Source organism: Actinomadura sp. NPDC000600 (genome assembly GCF_040492135.1).
GTDB lineage: Bacteria > Actinomycetota > Actinomycetes > Streptosporangiales > Streptosporangiaceae > Spirillospora.
In genome coordinates, this window is the sequence record NZ_JBEUPD010000032.1 from 69,244 (window position 1) to 92,359 (window position 23,116).

A 23,116-nucleotide genomic window follows, 5' to 3' on the forward strand; every position below is an offset into this window, starting at 1 on the left:
CACGGTAATGCCGTATATAGTCATCCCCAGGTCAGGGTCAAAGAACCGTTGACCCGGCCAATCGCATAACCGCCGCCTCCCGCCCGCCAGGCGGGATCCCTTCGCCGAACGCAGCCGTACCATGCAGCGGCCGCGCACCGTGCTGGGCCCGTGAGCCCCCGGTCGGCATCCTTCCCGCTTCACCGAAGCCCGTGTCACCCGCACGTCCGAACCCGGTCGTGCGCGGCTGAGCGCGAGCGCGGTCCGCCATGCCCGTGGACCGTTCCAAGCGGGTCCTTCTCGCGGCGGCGCCTCCCGAGTCTCGAGTCTCGGAGCCGTTCACCCCTGCCCGGAGACGGGCGCGTGACCTGCGCGCCTTCCCCGTGCCGAGCGGCAGCCCTGTACCCCGAACGAAGGATCTCCATGCAGCAGCGAGCGATCAACGTCATCCTGACCGGCGTCACCGGCACCGCCCTCGCGGGCATGATGGTGGCCGGTGTCGCCGCCGCGAGCGATGACTCCGCTCCCAAGAAGCAGTTCCTGCCGGAGCAGGCCGTGGCCGCGCAGGAGCAGCAGTCCCCCAAGAGCCTCGGTGACAAGGCCGGGCTCACCGAGCTCACCCTGCCGAAGGCCCCGAAGGTCGAGGCCAAGGCCGACTCCAAGACCGAGGTGAAGGCCGACTCCAAGGCCGCCCCCAAGGCCGCGAAGCCCGCGAAGAAGGGCCCGAAGGCCCTGCTCAGCGGCAAGACGACCGCGTCCTACTTCTGGGACGACGGCTCGGGCGTGAACGGCGACACCGGCGCCCCCGCCGGCGGCAAGCCGATGCAGAAGGGCCTGTTCGCCAGCCCGAGCTGGCCCATGCACACCAAGGTCAAGGTGTCCTACAAGGGCCGCAGCATCACCGGCTTCGTCGGCGACCGCGGGCCGGGCGAGCCGTCGCACCGCGGCGTCATGCTCGACCTCGACACCTACACCTTCCGGTACCTGCTGGACGGCAAGAAGCCCGCCAGCAAGTACAACGCCGGTACCGGCGAGGGCCACCTGAAGGGCGTCAAGTGGGAGGTCCTGTCCTGGGGCAAGGGCCCCGGGAAGAAGGGCATGCCCCAGCCTTTCGGCTCATGATCTGAGGCGGCGGACCATTCGTGAAATGGCTCACAGGGTGAATGTGAGCCCGCTCACGGTGGGATCGCAAGGCCTCTTCCAGACCCGGCGCAGGGCTGCCGGTGCATGGAAACGGGGATTCCCCGGTATCGAGAGATCACCGGGGAATCCCCATTTCCAGCGTGCCCGCGTTCTCACGCGCCAGTTCGCGCGACAGCGCCAGCGCCGCGGTCCGCACGGCCGGGGCGAGCCGGTCGAGGTCCAGCCGGCACACGTTGCCGGTGATGGAGATCGCGGCGATCACCTGCCGGCGGTGGTCGAGGACGGGCGCCGCCACGGCGGAGACCCCGGCCTCCGACTCCTCCCGGTTGACGGCGTAGCCGCGGTCGGCGGTGCGGGCCAGCTCCCGTTGCAGGAGCCCCGGCATCACGATCGTGTGCGGGGTGTAGTGGACGAGCCCGCCCGCGAGCACCCGATCCAGCCGCTCCGGCGGCCCGAGCGCGAGGAACAGCTTCCCCGTCGCCGTGCAGTACGCGGGCAGCCGCCCGCCCACCCGGGACACGATCGGCATCGACCGGCGCCCGGTGACCTTCTCCAGGAAGAGCGTGTCCGTCCCGTCCAGTACGGCCAGGTGGATGTTCTCGTGGGTCGCCTCGTACAGGTCCTCGAGGTAGGGGAGCGCGGCCTCGCGGAGGCCGCGCGGGCGGGGCGCCCGCTGCCCGAGGACGAACAGCCGCATGCTGAGCCGGTAGCCGGACGGGGTGCGCTCGACGCCGCCCCACCGCACCAGTTCGCTCAGCAGCCGGTGCGCCGTCGGCTTCGGCAGACCGGTGCGGGCGGCGAGCTCGGTCAGGTTCAGCTCGGTGTCGGCGGAGCCGAAGGCGTCCAGCAGGCTGAGCCCGCGCGCCAGCACCGACCGCGGCGGCTCCGCGCCCGTGGCCCGCACGTCCATCCCCCGATGGTGTCCGCGATCGGAGCCGGCGGCAAGGGCGGGGAAGCGGGCGGCGATCACCGGTCGGCCCCGTGCCCCGTGACGGGCGCCACGATCAGCAGCGGCGCCGCCAGGTCCCCGGCCGAGGCGACCGCGTCCCGCAGCTCGCCGGCCGAGCCCGCCCGCACCGCGTCGATCCCGAACAGCCGCGCGGCGCTCGCCCAGTCGAGCGCGGGCGGGGCGAGGTCCATGCCGACGTAGCGGCCGTGCCTTGCCGAGGCGCCCCCGCCCTCGTCGAGGGTGTCCTTGAGGGTGCGGTACTCGCCGTTGTCCATCACCACGAACGCCACGGGCACCTCGTACCGGGCGGCGCTCCAGAGCCCCTGCAGGCCGAACATGGCGCACCCGTCGCCGAGCACCGCGACCACGGGACGGTCCGGGTCCGCCATCCGGGTGCCGACCGCCGCGCCGATGCCCCAGCCGAGCCCGCCGCCGACCGTGTGCACGTAGGAGCCGGGAAGGTCCTGGCGCAGCACCGCGCGCAGCTTCAGCCCGACGGTGATCGCCTCCTCGACCACCACCGCCCGGTCGGGCAGCCCGGACGCGACGGCGTGGGCGGCGGCGCTCGGATCCATCGGGGACGGGCCGTACGCCGCGCGAGCGGCCTCCTCCGCCTTCTCCCTGGCCCGGGCGTGATCGGCGCCGAGCCGCTCGGCGCGCTCCCGCGCGGACGGGACGAGCCCGTCGAGGCGGTCGGCGAGCGCCCGCAGCGTCCCCGCGAGGTCGCCCGTCAGGCCGTGCCGGACGGCGAAGTTCCGGCCGATCTCCGCGGGGTCCTCGTCCACCTGCACGATGGCGAGCCCGTCGGGGACGGCGGGGCCGGGGGAGTAGTGGTGCGGCATGAACGCGTGGCACCCGGCGATCAGGGCCGCGTCGTACCCGGCGAGCGCCTCGCGGATGACCGCGTTGCGGGGCGCCATCATCCCGGCGTAGAGCGGATGCCCGGTGGGGAAGTCGATGGCGTCGTTCATGGGCTGGTGGAGGACGGCCGCGCCGAGCCGCTCGGCCACCGCGACCAGCTCGGCGACCGCGCCCGCCCGTCCGACCCCGTCGCCGGCGACGACCACCGGTCGTTCGGCGCGGGCGAGCAGCGCCGCCGCGTCGCCCGCCTCGGCCGCGCCCGGGCCCGTCACGGGGGAGCGGGCCGGCACCGCGACGTCGGCGTCCTCCTCCAGCAGGTCCATGGGGACCGACACGAGCACCGGCCCCGCCGGGGGCCGGGCCGCGAGGGCGAAGGCGCGCCGCAGGACGATCGGCAGGTCGCGCGCGTGCTGCACCTCCACCGCGTGCTTCGTCGCGGCCGACGCGAGCCCGACCAGGTCGCCCGACAGCATCGGGTCCTGGACGAGGTGCCGCCGGTCCTGCTGGCCCGCCACGATCACCATCGGGGTCCGGGACCGCAGCGCGTTCAGCATCCCGATCAGCCCGTTCGCGACGCCCGCGGCGACGTGCAGGCTGACCATCGACGTGCGGCGGGACGCCCGCGCGTGGCCGTCGGCCATCGCCACCACGGACCCCTCTTGCAGGCCCAGCACGTACCGCAGGTCGGGGGCCTCGACCAGCGCGTCCATCAGGGGGAGCTCGGTCGTGCCGGGGTTGCCGAAGATCCGCGTCACGCCTTCGTCGCGGGCGATCTCCAGCAGCGCCTCGATCGGCCTCATACGGTGCCTTTCCGTTGCTCGGCGGGTCCGCCGTCCGGCGGCTCAGTGCTTGGCGGACCCGCCGTCCACGTTGATCGTCTGGCCGGTGAGGAAGCCGCTCCCCTCGTCGCACACGTACAGCAGGGTCGACAGCAGGTCGCGCGGCTCCTCGACGGCCCGCACGACCTGCATGTCGCGGACGCGCTCGAACCCGCCGTCCGCGCCCGTCGTCCGCGCCGCCGTCCCGGTCCGGGTGAGGCCGGGCGCGATCGCGTTCACCGTGATCCCGTGGTGGCCGACCGCGCTCGCAAGGGCCCGGGTGAAGCCGACGAGCCCGGCCTTGGACGTGGTGTAGGCGACGAGGTCCGGCGGCCCGAGGAACACCACGGCGGAGGCGATGTTGACGATCCGCCCCCAGCCGGCCGCCTTCAGGTGGGGCAGCGCGGCCCGCGACACCAGGAACGGCCCGTCGAGGTTGACCCGCATGATCCGCCGCCAGTCCTCCAGCGTCGTCTCCTCGAACTCCAGCGGCGGGTAGATCCCGGCGTTGTTCACGACGATGTGCAGGCTTCCGAAGCGGGCGGCGGTCTCCTCCACGGCGGCCTCGACCTCGTCCGGATCGGTCACGTCCGCCCGCACGGGGTGGAAGCGGTCGCCGATCGCCTCGGCGGTCCCCGACAGGTCGGCGAGGTCGAGGCCCGCGACCCGGTGCCCGCGCGCGGCCAGGGCGATCGCGAACTCCCGCCCGAGCCCGCCCGCCGCGCCGGTCACGAGCGCGGTCCGCTGTGGTCCGTCGCCGGACGGCGTCTCGCTCATGGACGGCAGCGTGCGCCACCCCCGGCCCCCGGGCAAGGCACCGTTTTCACTGGTTGAAACGGCTTCCTTGTGGTGGCGTGGCGCGGGTCACATGCTCGCCGCATGTCCGTACGAAAGCCCGCGGCCGGGCCGGCCTCGGAGAACAAGGACGCGCCACCGGCGCGGCGCCCCCGCCTCCGGCGGCCGATCCCCGACGAGGCCGGCGTCGTCGGCGTGCTCATCCTGCTGGTGCTGGGCGTCGGCCTGCTCCAGCCGGACTTCCTGCGCACCGGCAACCTGCTGACGACCGCGCACAACTCCGTCTACGTCGGGCTGATGGCCTGCGGGATGGTGTTCGCGCTGGCGATGCGGGAGGTCGACCTGTCGGTCGGCGGCATGTACGCGATGGGCGTCGTCGTCGGCGCCCTGCTCATCCGGGACGGCTGGAACCCGTGGGCGGCGGCCCTGGCGGTGCTCGCGCTGTCGGCGTCCGTCGGCGCCCTGAACGGCGCCGTGACCACGTATCTGCGGCTGCCCTCGTTCATCGTCACGCTCGCCACGTCGATGCTGCTGCGCGGCGTGGGGCTGGCGCTGGCCGAGGGCAAGCAGATCACGGACCTGCCGCAGGACCACGCGTTCTTCACCATGCTCGGCGGCGGCGAGTCGCTCGGCGTCCCGAACGCGGTGTGGGTCTTCGTGCTCGCCGTCGCGGTGCTGACCGTCGTGTTCACCCGGACGCGGTTCGGTGCGCGGGTGCGGGCCATCGGCTCCAACCCGGAGGCGGCCGAGTTCGGCGGGCTGCCCGTCACCCGGACCCGCGTCGCCGCGCTGGCCCTGTCGGGGCTCATGGCGGGCGTCGCGGCCGTCCTCGCCCTGGCGTTCTTCATCGCCGGGGACCCCACCATCGGCCAGGGCTACGAGCTCACGGCCATCGCCGCGGCCATCATCGGCGGCACCCCGCTGAAGGGCGGAACCGGCTCCGTCCTCGGCGCCGCGGCGGGCACCCTCATCCTCGGCGCCGTCACCGCGGCGCTGGTGTTCTTCGAGGTCCCCATCAACTGGACGACCTTCGCGACCGGCGGCGTGATCCTCGTCGCCGTCGGCGCCGCGCCGCTGCTGCGCCGCGTCCGTGACCTGCGCTCACCTGGGAGGAACCCATGACCCCGCGTCCCCGCGGGCCCGTCGCGGCGGCCCTCGCCCTCGTGCTCGGCGCTGCCCTCTCCACCGCGTCCTGCGGTGACGGCGGCGGCTCCGGCAAGGGCGAGCGGCTCCGGATTGGCATCGCCGTCGCCAACTACAGCCTCAACTTCGCCCGGGAGATGTACGAGGGCGCGACGGAGGCGTCCAGGCAGGCCGGGAACATCGACTTCAAGGTCGTCGGCCCGCCCAACACCGACGGGCCCGCCGAGCAGCAGCTGTTCCAGAACCTCACCGTCACCCACCCGGACGGGATCGTCCTGGAGAACCTCGACCCGCCGATCTTCACCCGCCCCGCCGCGCAGGCCGTGGACAAGGGCGTCCCGATCGTCGCGCTCGACACCGCGCCGACCGACGGCAGCAAGATCGGCTTCTACGTCGGCAACGACAACTACGAGCTCGGCGGGCTGCTCGCCGAGGCGACGGTGAAGAAGCTCGGCGAGGACGCCAAGGGCACCGTGGTCGTCGGCGTGCCGAACCCGGGGACGCCCGTCCTCGACAGCCGGGCCAAGGGCATCAAGGACACGTTCGCGAAGCTGGCGCCCGGCATCCGCGTCCTCGGCCCGTTCCAGACCTACAGCGACCCGGCCCAGAACTACGGCGCCTGGCAGTCGCAGGTGAACGCGAACCCCGCCGCGCTGGCGTTCCTCGGCGTGGGCGACGCCGACAGCTACAACCTCGGCCGCCTCAAGGAGCAGAAGAAGGGCAAGTACCTCACCGCCGGCTTCGACGTGGACCCGAAGACCCTGGAGTACATCAAGAAGGGCACCAACTTCGCGGGCGTCGACCCCGAGCACTACCTCAAGGGGTACGTGGCGACCGCGACGCTCATCACGTCGGTGCGGGAGAAGGACGGCAAGCTCCCGGACGGCTGGTTCAAGACGCCCGGGCTCGTCATGGACTCGTCCAACATCGACGAGATCATCAAACGGCAGCAGTCGGTCCAGAACGCCTACCAGTGGTACAAGCCGCAGCTGGACAAGCTGCTGGCGAACCCCGGCGCCGGCATGCGCCCGCTGAAGGAGGCCCGCTGATGCGGCGGAGCCGCGGCGCCGGGAGGTCCTGAGATGCTGGTCGCCTCCGGCCTGGTCAAGCACTACGGCGGGGTCACCGCCCTCGACGGCGTCGGCATCACCCTGGACGCGGGGGAGGTGCACGCGCTCGTCGGCGAGAACGGTGCGGGCAAGTCCACCCTCGTGAAGATCATCTCCGGGGTGGTGCGGCCAGGGGGCGGCACCGTCGAGCTGGACGGCGTCCCCGTCCGGTTCGCCGACGCGCGGCAGGCCGCGGCGCAGGGCGTCGCGATCGTGTCGCAGGAGCTGATGACCTACGACGACCTGACCGTGCTGGAGAACCTCTTCCCCTACGGGGCGCCGCGGCGCGGGGGCCTGGTCAGCACGCGGGAGATGCGGCGCTTGGCCGAGCCCGTCCTGGCCGAGCTGGGCCTGGACCCGCCGCCGCACGCGAAGGTCGGCGAGCTGCCCCTCGCCGACCGGCAACTCCTGGAGATCTGCCGGGCGCTCCTGCAGCACCCCCGTGTCCTGATCCTGGACGAGCCGACCTCGGCGCTGCCCCGCGACGCCGCCGCGCGGCTCGCCGCCGTCACCCGGCGGCTGGCCGAGCGGGGCCTCGCCGTCCTGTACATCTCGCACTTCCTGGAGGAGGTCATGCGGGTCGCGGACCGGGTCACCGTCCTGCGGGACGGCCGGGTCGTGCTGCCGGGCGAGCCCGCGGCCGGCGTCGGCCTGGACTCCCTGGTCACCGCGATGCTCGGGCAGCCCGCCCGGCACGCGGCCGCCGCGACCGCCGCCCCGCGCCGCCCCGGCGGGGCGGCGGTCGCCCTCACCGGCGTGACCGTACCGGGTCGGCTGCGCGACGTCTCCCTCACCGTGCGGGGCGGCGAGATCGTCGGCCTGGCAGGGCTGCAGGGCTCCGGCCACCTCGCCGTGCTGGACGCCGTGTGCGGGCGGGCCCGGCCGTCGTCGGGCACGGTCCGGCTGCCGGACGGGCGCTCGCCCCGCTCCGCCCGGCACGCCGTCACCGCGGGCGTCGCCTACATCTCCGGCGACCGCAAGGGCCGGGGGCTGATGCTCGACAAGACACTGTGGGAGAACATCACGTCAGTGAGCTGGCTCGGGCAGGGGCGCGGCGGGATCATGCCCCGCCGGTCCCGCCTCGTCGAGCGCTCCCGCGGCCGCATGGAGCGGCTGCGGGTGCGCGGCGACGTCCACGACCGGGCGGGGAACCTGTCCGGCGGCAACCAGCAGAAGGCCGTCCTCGCCAAATGGCTGGACGCCGACCCGGCCGTCCTCGCGCTGGACGACCCGACGCGCGGCGTGGACGTCGGCGCCCGCACCGAGCTGCACGACATCGTCCGCGACCTCGCCGACGACGGGAAGGTGGTGCTGATCGCGTCCAGCGACCTCACCGAACTGGTCGAGCTGTGCCACCGCGTCGTCGTCCTCCAGCACGGCCGCATCGTCGACACCCTGGAGGGCGGCCGGCTGACCGAACCGGAGCTGAGCCTCGCCATGAACGCCGGCTTCGCCGCCCCCGCCTAGGAGGCCAGGAGCGGGATGACGGGGGCGAACGCCTCCATGACGGTGTCCGAGACCTGGTAGTAGGTGAAGCCGAAGCGGTCGCGGCGGGCCAGCATCTGCTCGGCGACGTGCTCGGGCGGGCCCACGAACTGGGACGGCATGCCGAGGACCAGTTCGGCCGACGACGTGCCCCAGCCGCGCGTGACCGCGACCTTCGCGGCGGCGCGGCGGGGGTCGGGGCCGAACGCGGGCGTCACCATCATGCTCAGCTCGACGTCCCGCTCTCCCGCCGCCTTGCGGACCCAGTCGACCTTGCGGGCGATGGTGTCCGGGAGGCGCTCGGAGACCTCGTCGGAGATCGTCCCCTCGGGCAGGGCGCGGGGGAGGATCCCGACCGTGTCGGCGTACCGGCCGGCGATGCCGAGCATGCGCCGGCTGCCCGCGCCCACGACGAGGGGCGGGCGGCGCTCCGGGCGCGGGAACACCGTCAGGCCGTCGACCGCGTAGTGCTCCCCGGCGAACGTGGTCTTCTCGCCGCTCAGCAGGCCGCGCAGGATCCGCAGCGACTCCTCCAGCCGCCCGACCCGCGTCCCGGCCCGGTCGAACGGCATCCCGGCGGCCTCGTACTCCTCGCGCAGCCAGCCCGCGCCGACGCCCAGCTCGAAACGCCCGCCCGACAGGTGGTCGAGCGTGGCGGCCTCCTTGGCGAGCATCACCGGATGCCGGAAGTCGTTGGAGAGCACCATCGTGCCCAGCCGCAGCGTGGTCGTCGCGGACGCGGCGGAGGCCAGCGCCACCATGGGCGCGAGCTGCTCGCCGAACGGCTCGGCGACGAAGTGGTCCCGCAACGTCAGAACGTCGTAGCTCAGCTCTTCGGCGCGGCGGGACGTCTCGGCCAGTTCCGCGCCCGAGCGGATCGACTCGCCCACCACGCCGAAGCGGAAGTTCCTGTACATGTCCCAAGCCTTGCCCGTGGCAGGGCGGCTTGGCTGGCGGGAATGCGACATGAGGTTCCGACCGGCGGAACGAGGCGAGCGGCTCGGTCGCCGTCCGTGCGGCGTAAGGGCGTCACCGACTGCCCCGTTCGCACCGGTCACTTCCAGGCTGCGACGGGCCGCGCGGTTTTGCAAGCAGGGGCGCGCCTACCCGGCGACACGCTGGGACAGGACCCGCCCCGGCCAGTCGCCCACGGTGAACGCGGCGTCCGTCTCGAACCCGTTGCTCCGGTAGTACTCCACCAGCCGCCCGTCGTCGCCGCCGTAGCAGTCGACGCGCAGCAGCTCGACGCCCTTCGCCCCGGCCTCGTCCCTCGCCTTGGCGATCAGCGCGCCGCCCACCCCGTGCCCGGCGAACGCGCGGTCGGTGACCAGGAGGGTGATGTACAGCTCCGGCTCCTCGACCGGGTCGACGTAGTGCGGGGGCCCGGACGCGACCGCCATGACGCCGGCGGGCCGCCCGCCGACCTCGGCCACCCAGATCTCGTCGTCGCGGGCGATGCCGGTGATGCGCTCGACGCGGCGCGGATCCTCCGACCACGGCTCGCTGCCCCACTGCCCCGTGCGGCCGTTGGCGGCGAGCCACGCCACCGCCCCGTCCAGCATCGCCAACATCACCGGCGCGTCGCCGGGCCCGCCCTTACGGATCTCCATCGCACCTCCTCGTGCGAGGGAGATCCTGGCAGTTCCCGATCACCGGCGCGAGGGGCCTCAGGAGTCGATGAAGCCGCGGGCGCGGGCGAAGAGGCCGAGCGTGATCGAGTGGAGCAGGTCGCCGGTCTCCTTGGGGGCCTTGCCCGCGAACGCGCGGGCGTGCGTGCCCTCCAGGACGATGCCGAGCTTGAAGCAGGCCAGCACCGCGTACCAGGTGATGGACGACAGGTCGCGCCCGTCGACGGCGTCGGCCCGCTCGGCGTAGACCTCGACCAGCTCCTCGGCGGTGGGCAGCCCGCCGGCCGCGCCGAGGGGACCGCCCAGGGCGGCGCTCTGGTCGGCGCGGTCCGGCCAGGTGGCCAGCAGCCAGCCGAGGTCCAGCAGCGGGTCGCCGATCGTGCACATCTCCCAGTCGACGATCGCGGCGACCTCCGGGCCGTCGAAGGAGTACATGAGGTTGGCCAGGTGGTAGTCGCCGTGCATGATCCCGGGGCGCCACGCCTTGGGGCGGTGCTCCTCCAGCCACCGGGCAACGTCGTCCAGGCCGGGGATGTCCGGTCCGGGGTAGCCGTCCAGCGCGCCGTAGGAGTCGAGTTCGGACATCCAGCGGCCCACCTGCCGCTCCAGGAAGCCCTCGGGCTTGCCGAAGTCGCCGAGGCCGACCGCCTCGTGGTCGACCGCGCCCAGCGCCGCCAGCGCCCGCGCCGCGTTCAGGCCCATCTCGCGCCGGACGGACGCGTCCCGGGCGTGGAGCTCTGGCAGCGTGACCGAGGCGTTGAAGCCATTGACGGGCGTCATCAGGTAGAAGACCGCGCCGCCCATGACGGTCTCGTCAGGGCAGGCCGCGATGAGGCGCGGCGCGGGCACGTCGGTCCCGTCGAGCGCCCCCAGCACACGGGCCTCGCGCCGCAGGACCTCGTTCGTCTTCGCGCGCAGGTGGCCCGGCCCCCGCCTGAGCACGTAGTCGCGGCCGCCGCGCCGGAACCGGACCAGCGTGTTCTGGGTGCCCCCCGTCAGCCGCTCGACATCCTCGAACGGGCCGCCCGGCAGGCCGCGGTCTTCCATCCACCCGGCCAGGACGTCGAAGTCCACGAGGGCGCGGTCGATCTGCTCAGGCTGCACGGCGGTCCCTTTCCGACGCTTGATGTACCGGAGAGTAACAGTCATGCACTTGCATTACTTACTGAGGTACACCGATTATCGGGGGACACGACCGAGGAGGCTCGCCATGGCTTGGGACTTCGAGACCGACCCCGCCTACCAGGAACTTCTCGACTGGGCGGACGCCTTCGTCCGGGACGAGGTCGAACCCCTCGACCTGGTGCTCGGCGACCCCTACGACAAGGCCGACCCCCGCTACAAGCGGCTCGTGCGGCCCCTCCAGGACCAGGTGCGCGAGAAGGGCCTGTGGGCGTGCCACCTGGGCCCCGAACTGGGCGGCCAGGGGTACGGGCAGGTGCGGCTCGCGCTGCTGAACGAGATCCTCGGCCGCTCCCGCTGGGCGCCGTCGGTGTTCGGCTGCCAGGCGCCCGACTCCGGCAACGCCGAGATCATCGCCCATTTCGGCACGCCCGAGCAGAAGGAGCGCTACCTGCGTCCCCTCCTGGACGGAGAGATCTCCTCCTCGTACTCGATGACCGAGCCGCACGGGGGAGCCGACCCGACCCTGTTCACCACGCGCGCCGTCCGCGACGGGGACGGTTGGGTCATCGACGGCGAGAAGTGGTTCTCCTCCAACGCCCGCCACGCGACCTTCCTGATCGTGATGGCCGTGACGAACCCCGACGTGTCCGCCTACGAGGGCATGTCGATGTTCATCGTGCCCGCCGACGCGCCCGGCCTGGTCACCGTGCGGAACGTGGGCGTCGGCGGCGAGCGCGAGGGCTCCCACGGCTACCTGCGCTACGAGAACGTCCGGGTGCCGGCCGAGAACCTCCTCGGCGACGAGGGCGGCGCGTTCGCCATCGCCCAGACCCGCCTCGGCGGCGGCCGCATCCACCACGCCATGCGGACGATCGCGCAGGTCCGCAAGGCGTTCGACATGATGTGCGAGCGCGCCGTCTCCCGGCAGACCCGGTTCGGGCCGCTCGCCAAGATGCAGATGACCCAGGAGAAGATCGCCGACAGCTGGATCGAGATCGAGCAGTTCCGGCTGCTCGTGCTGCGCACCGCCTGGCTGATCGACAAGCACCGCGACTACAGGAAGGTCCGCAAGGACATCGCCGCCGTGAAGGCCGCCATGCCGAAGGTGTACCACGACGTCGTCCAGCGCGCGATGCACCTGCACGGCGCGCTCGGCGTGTCGAACGAGATGCCGTTCGCCGCCATGATGATGGGGGCGGAGGCGATGGGCATCGCCGACGGCCCCACCGAGGTCCACAAGATCACCGTGGCCCGGCAGCTGCTGCGCGACGTCGAGCCCGTGGAGGGCCTGTGGCCGTCCGGCCACCTGCCCACCCGGCGGGCGGCGGCCCGCGAGCGCTTCGCCGAGGCCCTGGAGCATGCGATCGGCAATGAGTGACACACGGGAACGACTGCTGGACGCCGCCGAGACCCTCTACGCCGCCCGCGGCGTGGACGCCGTCAGCCTCCGCGAGATCCTCCAGGAGGCCGGCGCGCGCAACGCCACGGCCGTCCAGTACCACTTCGGGGACCGCGCCGGGATCCTGCGCGCGATCTTCGCCCGGCACGCCCCCGAGGTCGAGGCCCGCCGGCATGCCCTGCTCGACGCCTACGAAGACGGCGAGCAGGGCGTCCGCCCCCTGGCGGCGGCCCTCGTCCGCCCCATGGCGGCCCGCCTCGCCGACGCGTCGGGCCGCGCCTACCTGCAGATCTGGGCGGACGTGCTGAACCGCCCGGACCCCCTCGTCCCCGTCGCGGTCCTGGACGACCCCCGCGACAGCCTCTGCCGCTGGCGGACCCTGGTGGAACCCCTCCTGGAGGAGGACGCGGCCCGGCTGCACCGCCGCTTCACCGCCATCCTGTACGCCGCGATCGAGCTGGCCCGGCGCGCCCGCTCCGGCCCCCGCACCGACGACCGCCTGTTCACCAGCTACCTGGTCGACGTCGTCGCCGCGATCCTCGGCGCGCCGGTCTCCCCGGAGACGCGCCGCCTCGCCGCCGAACGCGACGCCGCCCGCCGCTGACCGCCGAGGTCACATTCGTCCAAGACGGCCGGATCCGCTCCCCGCAGACTGGGCATCCCAGAAAAAGGGAGGACGACATGACCAGCGAGATACGCCGCACCTTCTACCCGCTCATCCGGGCGGCCGATCCGGCGAAGGCGCTCGAATGGCTGGAGAAGGCGTTCGGCTTCGAACCCATCGACGTCCACAAGGACGACAAGGGCGCCATCGTCCACGCCGAGATGCGCTACGACACCGGCCTCATCATGTTCGGGCCCGCCGGCACCGCCAAGGCGGCCGTCTACGTCGCCATCGACGACCCCGACGCCCACCACGACCGCGCCAAGGCGGCGGGGGCGGAGATCTTCCGCGAGCTCACCGACCAGGACTACGGCTCCCGCGACTACGCGGCCCGCGACCCCGACGGCAACGAGTGGTACTTCGGCACCTACCGCCCCTGACCCGGACCCGCGGCCGGACGGCGCGCCCTCCGGCCGCCGGATCTTCCTACCGGACCCACTGGGATGATGCGTCGATGGCCTTCCTGCTGATCGACCATCTGGTCAGCGTCCACGAGCCGGCCGGTCCCGAAGAGGCCGTCGGGCTCTTCGACGAGATCGTCCGGGAGATCCTGCCGACCGGCCGCTCCGGTCAGGCATTGTGGATCCGTCCGCGAGGCGAGGGCGAGCGCGGCGACGGCCCGCCGCGCGGTGCTCGAGTACCTCACCACCGGCCGGCGTCCCCGCACCGGCATCGCCTGGACCCCGCCGCCCGAGCCCGCGCCCGCCACCGAGGACGGCGCTTCACGCCCCCGTGATCACCGCGACGGCGGACCCGCCCGCGGTCCGTCACCGGACGGGGACCGCCCCTCGCGGCTGGGATATTAATCGCGGGCTTCGCGAAGAATGCGGTGTTACGGTGCGGGGGCCGGCCGCGGGACTTCGGTGCGACTTCCGGAACTTGCCTCTTAAGCGATGCTTCGCTGCTCGCGCCCCCATTCCCCGGCCGGCGCCTTTGACCGACCGGGGGAGTGATGAGCGAGACGTTCGCCGACCTCGTCGCGTGCGAGGACGTGCTGATGTTCGTGAACGCGGCGATCACCTCCACGGGGCAGCGGGAGTTCCACCACGGTTCCGGGGAGCAGCGGCTCAGCCTGGAGTTCCTGCACGAGTACATGCTGGAGAACTACCGCGACATGTACGCGGCGGTGCTCGCGCTGGACGTCAACGACCACAACGCGGCGATCATCGTCCGCAACCTGCTGGTACGCGCGGGCGACGTGGGGGTCGAGCGGCGGCGCGAGGAGGGGCGGCTGATCGCGCGGCGGCTGGAGCGGCTGCCTCCGCAGCGGGTGTACCGGCTGTTCCGCGACCTGCGGCGGCTCGGCGTGAACAACCGGCGGACGCGCGCCATCATCCGCGACTGGATGGCCGGGCGCCGCGACCCGGCGTTCGACTCCGTGAAGTACCGGACGGCGGTGAAGGACGCGGTGCGCCACGCGCATCTGCGGCTGCACGGCGAGCAGCCGGTGTTCCTGTTCGCGCCGTCCGGCGCCAAGGCGTTCCGGACGCCCCTCTACGAGCAGTGGCGGCGGGCGCACTACGAGCAGGCCGCGATCTACGAGCTGCCGTACACGGTCGCGGAGGGGTTCGCCGCCAAGCACGGGATCCCGCGCCACGTCTTCCTGGAGCGGATCCAGCACAAGCTGACGCGGCTGGAGCGGCTGCGCCTCCAGGAGAGCGCGCGGGAGGCGAAGGTCGAGGCCGTGCGGGCCGACCTGGGTGAGATGCCGCTGACGAGGCTCGCGTCGTACGTGCTGGCCCTCCCCCTGGACGAGAGGGCCCGGCGCCGGGCCGAGCTGTCGCAGGCCCTGCGCACCGCCGCGCGGCGCGTCGCGGGGGCCGCGCGCGGCTCGTGGGGACGGGTCACGGCCGTTCTGGACGACAGCTACTCCTCGCTGGGCTCGGGAGAGAAGCGCAGGCGGCCGCTGGCGGTCGCGCTCGCCGCGCACTACCTGCTGGAGACGCTCGCCAAGGAGTACACGCCGCTGTGGACGTCGGGACGCACCGACGAGCTCCTGGCGTACCCGTCCGGTCCGACACCGCTCGGCCACCGGATCATCGACGCGCTGGAGACCGGGCCCGAGCGGCTCCTCATCGTCTCCGACGGCTGGGACAACGCGCCGCCGGGGCTGGCCGCGGACGTCCTGCGCGTCTGGCGCACGCGCCTCGACCCCGGCCACCGGCGCGCCCCCGGCCAGCGGGTCATGATCGTGCACCTGAACCCGGTGTACGACGCCGACGACTTCGACGTGCGGCGGCTGGCGCCGGGCGTGCCGACCGCGGGCGTCCGGGACGCCGAGGACCTGCCGACGCTGGTCGAGCTGGCCCGGTTCGCCGAGGGGCGGGTCGGGCTGCCGAAGCTGCGGGCGCACCTCGCCGACCGGACCGCACGCTTCCTCGGGGAGCCCGCATGACGTTCACGCTGGACGGGCTGGAGACGAGGCCCGCGCAGGTGTGGGGCTCGATACGGCTCGTCCCCCTCGTCCGGGACGAGCCCGTGCCCCACCTGCGGCTGCACCGGAAGGCGTTCGAGGAGCCGGTGACGGTGGTGGACGTCGGCGACGCCGCCTACGTCTCGTTCGTCCCCCACGCCTTCGTCGCGACCTGGAGCGACGGCGACCAGACGCAGGCGGCCTCGTACGGGACGCGCCTCCTGGAGCGCGACACCCGGGCCGCCCCGCCGCGCATGCCCGTGCGGTTCACGCGGCGGATGGCCAGGAAGGCGGGCAAGGACCGGCTCCGCTTCCTGCCGCTGCACCTGGCCGTCGAGGGCTACCTGGCGCTGCACTTCGGCGGCCCGGAGATCGCCTGGGAGGAGTGGTCGCGCAGGGCGGTCGCGCACGGCCTGTCGCCGCGCTGCGAGGAGACCTTCCTCGGACGGAGGGTCCGCGGCCTGGAGGACGCGCTGCGCATCTTCGAGATCCATCCCGGGCAGTGCGGCGTGCTGGTGTACGTCGCCGACGCCCTCGCGAGCGCGTTCGTCGTGCCGCACCCGGACGACTACCGGGCGCTGCACCCGACGCTGGTCGAGGACCTCTTCGGTGAGCTGGTCTACATGTACGGCCTGCTGGGCGCGCCCGCCGGCGACCTGTCCGCGCCGATCGACGCCGCGGGGGTCAGGACGCTGGGCGACCTGCGCGTCGCGGCGCAGATCCGCGAGGCGGAGTGGGCGGCCTTCCACGACGAGGTCATGGCCGGCGGGCTCTTCGACGCGGACGGCTCGCGGCAGGCGGTGCAGTCGATGCACGGGTTCGAGCTGACGCGGTTCCTGCCCTCGTTCGCGCTGGGCAGGGAGAACCACATCGGCGAGGTCATCACCGGCGGGGACGGCCGCGTCTCCTACCTCAAGACGTTCCGGCTCTCGGAGGCGCAGGTCAGGCGCGGGTACCTGCTCAAGCGGCTGGCCGAGCACGACTGGCGGCTGGGCGCCGCCGCAGCCGCGCTCGGCGCCGACAGGGCGGGCCTCGCGCTGCGCCTCGAACGGGCCGGATTCGGCTACCTGCTGCGGCAGGACGTCCTCGACCACTTCAGGGCGCAGCGCCGCGCTACCTGAGACCCGCGAACAGGTCGTCCTCCTGGGCGGGAGCCTCGATCCGGTTGTAGTGGCGGATGAACGACTCCGACGAGAACGCCGCCTTCTGCATCTCCTCGGGCATCTTCAGCAGGAAGATGTTCTCGCCCTGGCTGGCGTGCGCCAGCAGCGCGTCGCGCTTGGCCTCGAAGTGGGCGGAGACGTCCAGGGTGCTGGTGATCAGCTCGTCGGGGGTGCCGAAGTCCTCGGGCGGTTCGAAGCCGAGGTCGACGCCCGCGGCCTGGACGGCCTCGAACATCTGCTTGATGCCCGACCGCGGAATGGCCGTGTAGTAGAGCTTGTCGGGAATGCCGGTCTGCTCGGCGGCGGCGACGGCGATCCGGTGGGCCTGGATGTGGTCCGGGTGCCCGTAGCCGCCGTTCTCGTCGTAGGTGACGACCACCTGCGGCCGGTAGCGCTCCATCAGCGCGGCGAGCCGCCCGGCCGACTGCTCCAGCGGGATGTTCGCGAACGCCGCCGGGTCGCTGTTGGTGGACCAGCCGTCCATTCCGGAGTCGCGGTAGCCCAGCAGCTCCAGGTGGCCGATGTCGAGCAGGGAGGCCGACTCGCGGAGCTCGGCGAGGCGGCGCCGGGCCACCTCCTCGGCGTCGTGGCCGGGCTCGCCCGGCTTCACGCCGCCGGAGTCGTCACCCTGCTCGCCGTTGGTGCAGGTGACCAAGACCGTGCGGATGCCCTCGGCGGCACTGCGGGCCAGCAGCCCGCCCGTGCCCAGCACCTCGTCGTCGGGGTGGGCGTGGACGGCCATGAGCGTCAGTTCTCGGGTCAATGGGGACTCCTCAGCAGATTCGGCCGCCCACTCTACGTCCCGGGTGTGACAAACGATCAGGTCTGCGAGGTCGACTCGGCCCCCGACAGGTCGGCGACCGTCAACGGGTGCGCGGGCGCGTCGAACGGGAACACCGAGGACGCCTCAAGGCCGTCCACCATGAGCAGTTCGCCGGGGTCGAGGAGCCGCCAGCCGGGGTCGTCGTCCAGACGCTCGCTGGCGAGGACGCAGGCGGGCGTCGGCTCCCGGTGCGCGGCCACCTTCATCCGGCCCTGCTCGCGGCCCTCGCCGAGGTGGCGCTCCTCGCCCGGCTCGGTCAGCTCGGGCGTGATCACCCACAGCTCGTGGGTGTCCGGGTAGCGCAGCGCCCACAGCCGCCCCGACTCGGCCAGCAGGATGTTCAGTGCGAAGATCGGCAACTCGGCGGCGATGCGCCGGACGGCCGCGATCAGCCCGGTCGCGGTGTCGCCGCGGCGCCGGATCTCCGCCGTGATGTAGGCGAACACGGACTCGGAGTCGGTCTGCCCCCGGATCGGCGCCCGGTCCACGTCCGTGAGCCACGAGTCGAGGACGTCGATGCCCCGGACCACCCCGTTGTGGGCGAACAGCCGGTCGTCCATGACGAAGGGGTGGGAGTTGTGGACGTCGGGAGCCCCCGTCGACGCGTAGCGGACATGGGAGATGAAGGTGTGCGACACGACGTGCCGGGCCTCGGCGTTGAAGTCGGCGTCCCGGAACGCGGCGACGGGCGCGCGGTCGCGGACCGGCTCCTCGCCCAGCGAGAACCAGCCGAGGCCCGTCCCGTCGGGCATGCGGCGGCTCTGCGCGCGCAGGCTGTCCGGGGCGTCCAGCAGCCAGAAGGTGGCGCGGACGCGGGGTCCTCCCGTGGTCATCCCGAACAGGCGGCACATGCAGGGACGATGCCCGCCTGTCGGCGGCCTAAGACCGGGCACGGTAAAAGGCCTTCGACGGGCGGCCCCGGATGCCGTACGGTCCGTATATGGGGTCGCCGGTGGTTCTCCTGGACGTCGACGGGGTGCTCAACCCGTTCGAGCGGCCCCACCGCGGCTTCCAGCGGCACGAGTGCTCCCCGAACGGGATGACGTTCAAGCTGTGGCTCTACCCGGGGCACGGCGCGGCGCTTCTCGACCTGGCCGAATCCACGGGTGCCGAGCTGGCCTGGGCGAGCTACTGGTGCGACAACGCCAACGAGTGGATCGCCCCCCGCATCGGGCTCCCGGAACTGCCGTTCGTGCCGATCCCGCGGTTCCCCGGTATCACGGAGGGGCGCACGCTGGGCGCCTGGAAGGCCCGCCACGTGGCCGCGTGGGCGGAGGGCCGGCCGTTCGTCTGGTTCGAGGACGAGCCTGACGCCACCGAGTGCATCGCCGGGGAGCCGGACGTCGCCGACCACCTGCTCGTGGAGGTCGATCCGCTGACCGGCCTGACCGACGACCACATCGAGGTCGCCGCCGGCTGGCTGCGCGCCCGCACCGGCTGAGCGCCCCGGGCACCGAGGTTCCATACGTCCAAGACGCCCTTTCCGCGGGCCTCCTAGCGTCGGAGGCGAGGAAGGGAGCCGACCATGCCGAGATCACCGCTGATGGAGCCGGCCTTCGGGTTCATGAACGCGCAGATCGTCCACGTCGCCGCCGAACTGGGGGTGGCGGACGCCTTCACCGACGACCGGCCGAGGTCGAGTGCCGAGCTTGCGGAGGCGACCGGCACCCACGCGCCGTCCCTGTACCGGCTGCTGCGCGGCCTCGCAGGCCTCGGCGTCGTGGAGCAGAAGGAGCCGGACCTGTTCGCGCTCACCGAGGAAGGGCGGCGGCTGCGCGCGGACGCCCCCGACTCGATCCGCTCGCTGATCAGGCTGTTCTGCGGCCCGGACGTGTGGCGGACGTGGGGCGACATGGCCGAGACGGTGCGTACGGGGGAGTACGCCTGGGAGCGGGTGACCGGCAGGACGCCGTTCGAGTTCTTCGCCTCGGACGCCGAGATGTCGGAGACTTTCAACCGGGCGATGGCCGAGCACACCCGCGACGTCGCGCCGGCGGTCGTCGGGGCGCACGACTTCGGCGCCTACGGGACGGTCGCCGACCTCGGCGGCGGGGACGGCACGCTGCTCGCCGCGATCCTCCGCGCCCACCCCGGCCTTAACGGCGTCCTGTTCGACCTGCCCGCCGGACTGGCCGACGCCTCCGGGCCCCTCGCCGACGTCGCGGACCGGGCCGAGATCGTGCCCGGCGACTTCTTCGAGGCCGTCCCCAAGGGCGCCGACGCCTACGTGCTCAAGAGCGTCATCCACGACTGGCCCGACGAGAAGGCCGCCGAGATCCTGCGGAACTGCCGCGCCGCGATGGGCCCGGACGCCAGGGTGCTGCTCCTGGAGCAGGTGATGCCGGAGATGGTCGCGCCGGAGTCGGCGGGCATCGTCCGCAACGACCTCAACATGCTCGTCGCGACCGGCGGCCGCGAGCGCACCGAGGCCGAGTTCCGGGAACTGCTGGACGGCGCGGGCCTCACGGTCGTCTCGCAGACCGGACCGCTAGCGGAGACGGCGTATCACGTCATCGAGGCAAGGATCGCGGACTGACTTCTGTCAGGGCCCGCTTACGGCGCGGCCCGGCGGCCGGGCAGGATGGGACCGCCGCAAGCAGCCCTGACGAAGGAGTGCCCCGTGAGTTCACTCGACGGCCGTACGGCCCTGGTCACCGGTGGAAGCCGGGGGATCGGCCGGGCCATCGCCCTGGCCCTGGCAGCCGACGGCGCCCGGGTCGCCGTCGCCTACCGGCGCGACGACGAGGCCGCGCGCAAGACGGTCGCCGACATCGAGGCCGCAGGGGTGCGGGGCCATGCGTTCCGCGCCTCGGTCGACGACCTCGACCAGTGCCGTTCGCTGGCCGCGCGGGTGGAGGCGGAGCTGGGCGAGCTGGACATCCTCGTCCACAGCGCCGGGATCGCCAGCCGCGGCAACAGCGTCGCCGACACCGACCCCGCCGAGCTGGAGCGGGTCATGCGCGTCCACGCGTTCGGCCCGCACCACCTCAGCCAGGCGCTGATCCCGCTGATGCGGCGCGCCGAGCGCAGCGACCTGGTCTTCGTGTCGAGCGTCGCCACGGACCTGATGCCGGCGTTCGGCGGCCCCTACGCGATGGGCAAGGCGGCGATGGAGGCCCTCGCCCAGGTGATCGCCAAGGAGGAGCGCGGCAACGGCATGCACGTCAACGTCGTCGCCCCCGGCCTGGTGGACACCGAGATGGGACGCAGGCTGGTCCGGGCCACGGCCGGCATCGAGGACATCCGGCAGCAGGACGCCGCGTCCCCCTACGGGCACGTGTGCACGCCCGAAGAGGTCGCCGACGTGGTCCGGTTCCTCGTGTCGGACGCCGCGTCCTACGTCACCGGGCAGCGCGTCGTCGTGGACGGCGGGACGTTCTGACGCTCAGTGGCGCGTCCAGTCGGGCTGGACGAAGTCGGCGACCCTGACCTGCCGCCCGAGCAGCACCACCTCGCGGAACTGCCACAGCATCGCGCCGGTCGGGGCGTGGACGCGCCACTCCGGGCCCAGCCACATCTGCAGCAGGTGCCCGCCGTCCGGCTGCGGGACCCACCGCGGGGTGTCGTCGGCGGCGAGCCTGCGCAGGGTCGTGTGGTGGACCGAGTGGACCTCGTCCGGGCACGGCGCGAGCGGGCCGGGGTCGTCCAGCGCCACCACGACCGGCGTGATCGCGAAGCCGGACGCGGCGGGGAAGTCGTCGAGCCTGCCGAGGACGTCGGCCGGGCCCGCGGTCAGGCCGATCTCCTCGCGCAGCTCGCGCAGCGCCGCCTGCTCGAGGGTCTCGCCGTCCTCCAGGCGGCCGCCCGGCAGCGCCCACTGCCCCGCGTTGCGTCCCCGGTAGGCGCGCCTGATGACGATCAGCGACGGTGCGCCCTCGTGCTCGACGGCGCACAGCACGACCCCGGCGCGGCGCAGGCCGGGCGCGTCGGGGACGGTCGTGTGCTCGAACGAGCCGAGCCGTTCGGCGGCGAGGGCCCGGAACGCGGCGAGGTCGTCGAAGGGGTCGGGGGAGGGGACGCTCATGCGTCGATCCTGCCAGGCCCCGCCTCCGGCGCATGCGGGCCCGCCTCCGGAGCGGGCCGCCCCGCCTCTCGCGCGTACCGGCCGGGCGAGGTCCCGACGGCGGCGGTGAAGTCGCGGGTGAAGTGCGCCTGGTCGGCGTAGCCCAGCTCGGCCGCCAGCTCCGCCCAGTCGACCCCCGTCCCGGACGCGGCCCGCTCCGCCGCCTCCTGCATCCGGAACCGCCGGATCACCCACTTCGGGCCGATGCCCACGTACTCGTGGAACAGGCGCTGAAGGCTGCGCGGGCTCAGCCCGACGTCCTCGGCGAGATCGTCCACCCGCGCCAGGCCCGGCCAGGCCGCGATCCGCTCGACGACCGCGGCGGCCTTCGCGGCGGACGCGTCGGGCTCGGGGCCCCGGCCGGTCAGGAACGCCGCGAGCCGCTCGACCGCCTCGTGGTCGTCCGTGGTGGTGAAGATCTCCTCGGCGAGGGCGAGGCCCTCCTCGCCGAAGACCTCGTCAACTCCCGCGAACCGGCCGGTCAGCGTGGACACCGGCGCGTCCATGAACGGCCTGAACCCGCCCGGCCGGAAGGCGGCCCCCACCACGCGCCCCTCGCCGTGGATCTCCTCGACGAAGTCGTCGCGCACCACCCCGGCGATCCGGGCCCGTGTCGTCCCGCCGGTCAGGTAGCTGGTGAACGTCACGTGGACGGACGGTCGCGTGAGGATCCGCTGGCGGTGCGGCGGCCGTCCGCGCAGGTCCCAGCGCAGCAGCCAGAAGTTCGCCAGGAACGGGGCCAGCGCGGCGGGCGGTTCGCGCCGCTCGATCGAGAAGCGCTCCAGGCCCGTCTGGGCGTGCAGGATGCCCCGCGTCCCGCCGGGTAGGGATCGTTCCACCGGCTCAGGCTAGACGGTGTCGCGTTTCTTCAAGACGGCCGCCGCGGGCCCGTTCTAGCGTTTCCCATGTGTTCGAACGGATGAGCGAGGAAGAGACCATGGATATCCGGAGCCAGATGATGCCCGCGGCGGAGGCCGCGGCGCGGATCGTCCTGGAGACCCCGGAAGGGGAACTGGACGCGCCCACTCCCTGCCCGGACTGGGACGTGCGGGCCCTGCTCAACCATCTGATCCTGTGGAACGCGAGGGGCGAGACGGCCGCGCGCAGGCTGCCGCCCGCCGGGCCGGGGGAGGACCACGACTTCACCGCCGAGCCCGGCTGGGCCGAGCGCTTCGCCGAGCAGGCCCGAAGGACGGCCGAGGCATGGCAGGACCCGGGCGCGTGGGAGGGCAACACGAGCCTGACCGGCAGCAAGGAGGGCATGCCCGCCGGGTTCATCGCGGGGATCGTGTTCGGCGAGTGCGTCCTGCACGGGTGGGATCTCGCCGTCGCCATCGGCCGCGAGCCCTCCTTCCCCGCCCCCGTCGTGGAGGCCGCCTGGGAGCAGCTCGTCTCCACGGCCGAGATCAGCCGCAAGTACGGCGCGCTCGGCCCCGACGTCCCCGTGCCCGAGGACGCGCCGCTCCTCGACCGCGTCATCGGGCTGTCCGGCCGCGACCCGCACTGGAAGCCCTGAACAAACCCGGCGCGAGCGGGGTCCCGCGCGCTCTACGCTG

At 73.2% G+C, this 23,116-nt stretch carries 24 protein-coding genes; 14 read left to right on the top strand and 10 right to left on the bottom strand.

The genetic code is table 11. The annotated features are described in order from the left end of the window. Window positions 1-402 precede the first annotated feature (402 nt). Complete coding sequence (locus ABWI07_RS34005) at window positions 403-1,101, top strand: RlpA-like double-psi beta-barrel domain-containing protein (protein WP_149264498.1); 699 nt, start codon at window positions 403-405, stop codon at window positions 1,099-1,101. Between the two features lie 136 nt (window positions 1,102-1,237). Here the strand turns inward: ABWI07_RS34005 and ABWI07_RS34010 are convergent, their stop codons facing one another. The 3 genes from ABWI07_RS34010 to ABWI07_RS34020 are packed head-to-tail and all read right to left on the bottom strand — an operon-like array spanning window position 1,238 to window position 4,527. Next, window positions 1,238-2,032 carry an IclR family transcriptional regulator gene (locus ABWI07_RS34010; protein ID WP_353821068.1) on the bottom strand — a complete coding sequence of 265 codons (795 nt, stop codon included), beginning with the start codon at window positions 2,030-2,032 and terminating at the stop codon, window positions 1,238-1,240. Between the two features lie 56 nt (window positions 2,033-2,088). Further along, a complete protein-coding gene (locus ABWI07_RS34015) occupies window positions 2,089-3,732 on the bottom strand; it encodes a thiamine pyrophosphate-binding protein (protein ID WP_149264500.1) in 1,644 nt (547 codons plus the stop codon). A gap of 42 nt (window positions 3,733-3,774) precedes the next feature. Then, window positions 3,775-4,527, bottom strand: a complete 753-nt coding sequence (locus ABWI07_RS34020) for an SDR family NAD(P)-dependent oxidoreductase (RefSeq protein ID WP_149264501.1) — start codon at window positions 4,525-4,527, stop codon at window positions 3,775-3,777. Between the two features lie 102 nt (window positions 4,528-4,629). On the opposite strand from ABWI07_RS34020, the gene ABWI07_RS34025 reads away from it, so the two are divergent. From ABWI07_RS34025 to ABWI07_RS34035, 3 genes are read left to right on the top strand one after another with little or no spacing between them, the layout of a single operon-like run. Next, window positions 4,630-5,667 carry an ABC transporter permease gene (locus ABWI07_RS34025; protein WP_353821070.1) on the top strand — a complete coding sequence of 346 codons (1,038 nt, stop codon included), beginning with the start codon at window positions 4,630-4,632 and terminating at the stop codon, window positions 5,665-5,667. Beyond that, window positions 5,664-6,737 (top strand): sugar ABC transporter substrate-binding protein, encoded by a 1,074-nt coding sequence (locus ABWI07_RS34030; protein WP_353821071.1) that lies wholly within the window; start codon window positions 5,664-5,666, stop codon window positions 6,735-6,737. Before ABWI07_RS34025 ends, ABWI07_RS34030 begins: the two co-directional genes overlap by 4 nt. 33 nt (window positions 6,738-6,770) lie before the next feature. Beyond that, complete coding sequence (locus ABWI07_RS34035; protein WP_353821072.1) at window positions 6,771-8,264, top strand: sugar ABC transporter ATP-binding protein; 1,494 nt, start codon at window positions 6,771-6,773, stop codon at window positions 8,262-8,264. Here the strand turns inward: ABWI07_RS34035 and ABWI07_RS34040 are convergent. From ABWI07_RS34040 to ABWI07_RS34050, 3 genes are all read right to left on the bottom strand, one after another. Next, complete coding sequence (locus tag ABWI07_RS34040) at window positions 8,261-9,199, bottom strand: TIGR03621 family F420-dependent LLM class oxidoreductase (RefSeq protein WP_353821073.1); 939 nt, start codon at window positions 9,197-9,199, stop codon at window positions 8,261-8,263. The genes ABWI07_RS34035 and ABWI07_RS34040 overlap by 4 nt on opposite strands. A gap of 186 nt (window positions 9,200-9,385) precedes the next feature. After that, window positions 9,386-9,892 carry a GNAT family N-acetyltransferase gene (locus ABWI07_RS34045; protein ID WP_353821074.1) on the bottom strand — a complete coding sequence of 169 codons (507 nt, stop codon included), beginning with the start codon at window positions 9,890-9,892 and terminating at the stop codon, window positions 9,386-9,388. 57 nt (window positions 9,893-9,949) lie between these two features. Beyond that, window positions 9,950-11,014, bottom strand: a complete 1,065-nt coding sequence (locus ABWI07_RS34050) for a phosphotransferase family protein (protein WP_353821075.1) — start codon at window positions 11,012-11,014, stop codon at window positions 9,950-9,952. A 106-nt stretch (window positions 11,015-11,120) separates the two neighbouring features. Here ABWI07_RS34050 and ABWI07_RS34055 point away from each other — a divergent pair, with 106 nt between their 5' ends. The 6 genes from ABWI07_RS34055 (at window position 11,121) to ABWI07_RS34080 (ending at window position 16,632) form a co-directional block, all read left to right on the top strand. After that, window positions 11,121-12,413 (top strand): acyl-CoA dehydrogenase family protein, encoded by a 1,293-nt coding sequence (locus ABWI07_RS34055; RefSeq protein ID WP_353821076.1) that lies wholly within the window; start codon window positions 11,121-11,123, stop codon window positions 12,411-12,413. Beyond that, on the top strand, window positions 12,406-13,038 hold the full coding sequence (locus tag ABWI07_RS34060; RefSeq protein ID WP_353821077.1) for a TetR/AcrR family transcriptional regulator: 633 nt from the start codon (window positions 12,406-12,408) through the stop codon (window positions 13,036-13,038). Before ABWI07_RS34055 ends, ABWI07_RS34060 begins: the two co-directional genes overlap by 8 nt. Window positions 13,039-13,115: 77 nt before the next feature. Then, a complete protein-coding gene (locus ABWI07_RS34065; protein WP_353821078.1) occupies window positions 13,116-13,478 on the top strand; it encodes a VOC family protein in 363 nt (120 codons plus the stop codon). Window positions 13,479-13,552: 74 nt separating this feature from the next. Continuing rightward, the gene (locus ABWI07_RS34070) at window positions 13,553-13,834 is read left to right on the top strand and encodes a hypothetical protein (protein WP_353821079.1); all 282 of its coding nucleotides are present in this window, start codon (window positions 13,553-13,555) and stop codon (window positions 13,832-13,834) included. 216 nt (window positions 13,835-14,050) lie between these two features. Next, window positions 14,051-15,493, top strand: a complete 1,443-nt coding sequence (locus tag ABWI07_RS34075; RefSeq protein WP_353821080.1) for a hypothetical protein — start codon at window positions 14,051-14,053, stop codon at window positions 15,491-15,493. Further along, on the top strand, window positions 15,490-16,632 hold the full coding sequence (locus ABWI07_RS34080) for an ARPP-2 domain-containing protein (protein ID WP_353821081.1): 1,143 nt from the start codon (window positions 15,490-15,492) through the stop codon (window positions 16,630-16,632). The genes ABWI07_RS34075 and ABWI07_RS34080 overlap by 4 nt, the downstream gene beginning before the upstream one ends. On the opposite strand, the gene ABWI07_RS34085 is transcribed toward ABWI07_RS34080, so the two are convergent. Both ABWI07_RS34085 and ABWI07_RS34090 read right to left on the bottom strand, forming a co-directional pair. Further along, complete coding sequence (locus ABWI07_RS34085) at window positions 16,625-17,437, bottom strand: PIG-L family deacetylase (RefSeq protein WP_353821082.1); 813 nt, start codon at window positions 17,435-17,437, stop codon at window positions 16,625-16,627. The genes ABWI07_RS34080 and ABWI07_RS34085 overlap by 8 nt on opposite strands. A gap of 56 nt (window positions 17,438-17,493) precedes the next feature. Continuing rightward, window positions 17,494-18,348, bottom strand: coding sequence for a class II glutamine amidotransferase (locus ABWI07_RS34090; protein WP_149264514.1), 855 nt, complete (start codon window positions 18,346-18,348; stop codon window positions 17,494-17,496). Window positions 18,349-18,437: 89 nt separating this feature from the next. On the opposite strand from ABWI07_RS34090, the gene ABWI07_RS34095 reads away from it, so the two are divergent. The 3 genes from ABWI07_RS34095 to ABWI07_RS34105 all read left to right on the top strand — a co-directional run bounded on the left by ABWI07_RS34095 (window position 18,438) and on the right by ABWI07_RS34105 (window position 20,879). Then, window positions 18,438-18,938 (top strand): HAD domain-containing protein, encoded by a 501-nt coding sequence (locus tag ABWI07_RS34095; protein WP_149264515.1) that lies wholly within the window; start codon window positions 18,438-18,440, stop codon window positions 18,936-18,938. An 84-nt stretch (window positions 18,939-19,022) separates the two neighbouring features. Further along, window positions 19,023-20,033 carry a methyltransferase gene (locus ABWI07_RS34100; RefSeq protein ID WP_353821083.1) on the top strand — a complete coding sequence of 337 codons (1,011 nt, stop codon included), beginning with the start codon at window positions 19,023-19,025 and terminating at the stop codon, window positions 20,031-20,033. 84 nt (window positions 20,034-20,117) lie between these two features. After that, window positions 20,118-20,879 (top strand): SDR family NAD(P)-dependent oxidoreductase, encoded by a 762-nt coding sequence (locus tag ABWI07_RS34105; RefSeq protein WP_149264517.1) that lies wholly within the window; start codon window positions 20,118-20,120, stop codon window positions 20,877-20,879. A gap of 3 nt (window positions 20,880-20,882) precedes the next feature. Here the strand turns inward: ABWI07_RS34105 and ABWI07_RS34110 are convergent, their stop codons facing one another. Then, complete coding sequence (locus tag ABWI07_RS34110; RefSeq protein WP_353821084.1) at window positions 20,883-21,521, bottom strand: NUDIX hydrolase; 639 nt, start codon at window positions 21,519-21,521, stop codon at window positions 20,883-20,885. Beyond that, entirely contained in the window at window positions 21,518-22,399 is an 882-nt protein-coding gene (locus ABWI07_RS34115; protein ID WP_353821085.1) for a helix-turn-helix domain-containing protein, read from the bottom strand. The genes ABWI07_RS34110 and ABWI07_RS34115 overlap by 4 nt, the downstream gene beginning before the upstream one ends. A 98-nt stretch (window positions 22,400-22,497) precedes the next feature. On the opposite strand from ABWI07_RS34115, the gene ABWI07_RS34120 reads away from it, so the two are divergent. After that, window positions 22,498-23,076 (top strand): TIGR03086 family metal-binding protein, encoded by a 579-nt coding sequence (locus tag ABWI07_RS34120; RefSeq protein WP_353821086.1) that lies wholly within the window; start codon window positions 22,498-22,500, stop codon window positions 23,074-23,076. Window positions 23,077-23,116 lie beyond the last annotated feature (40 nt).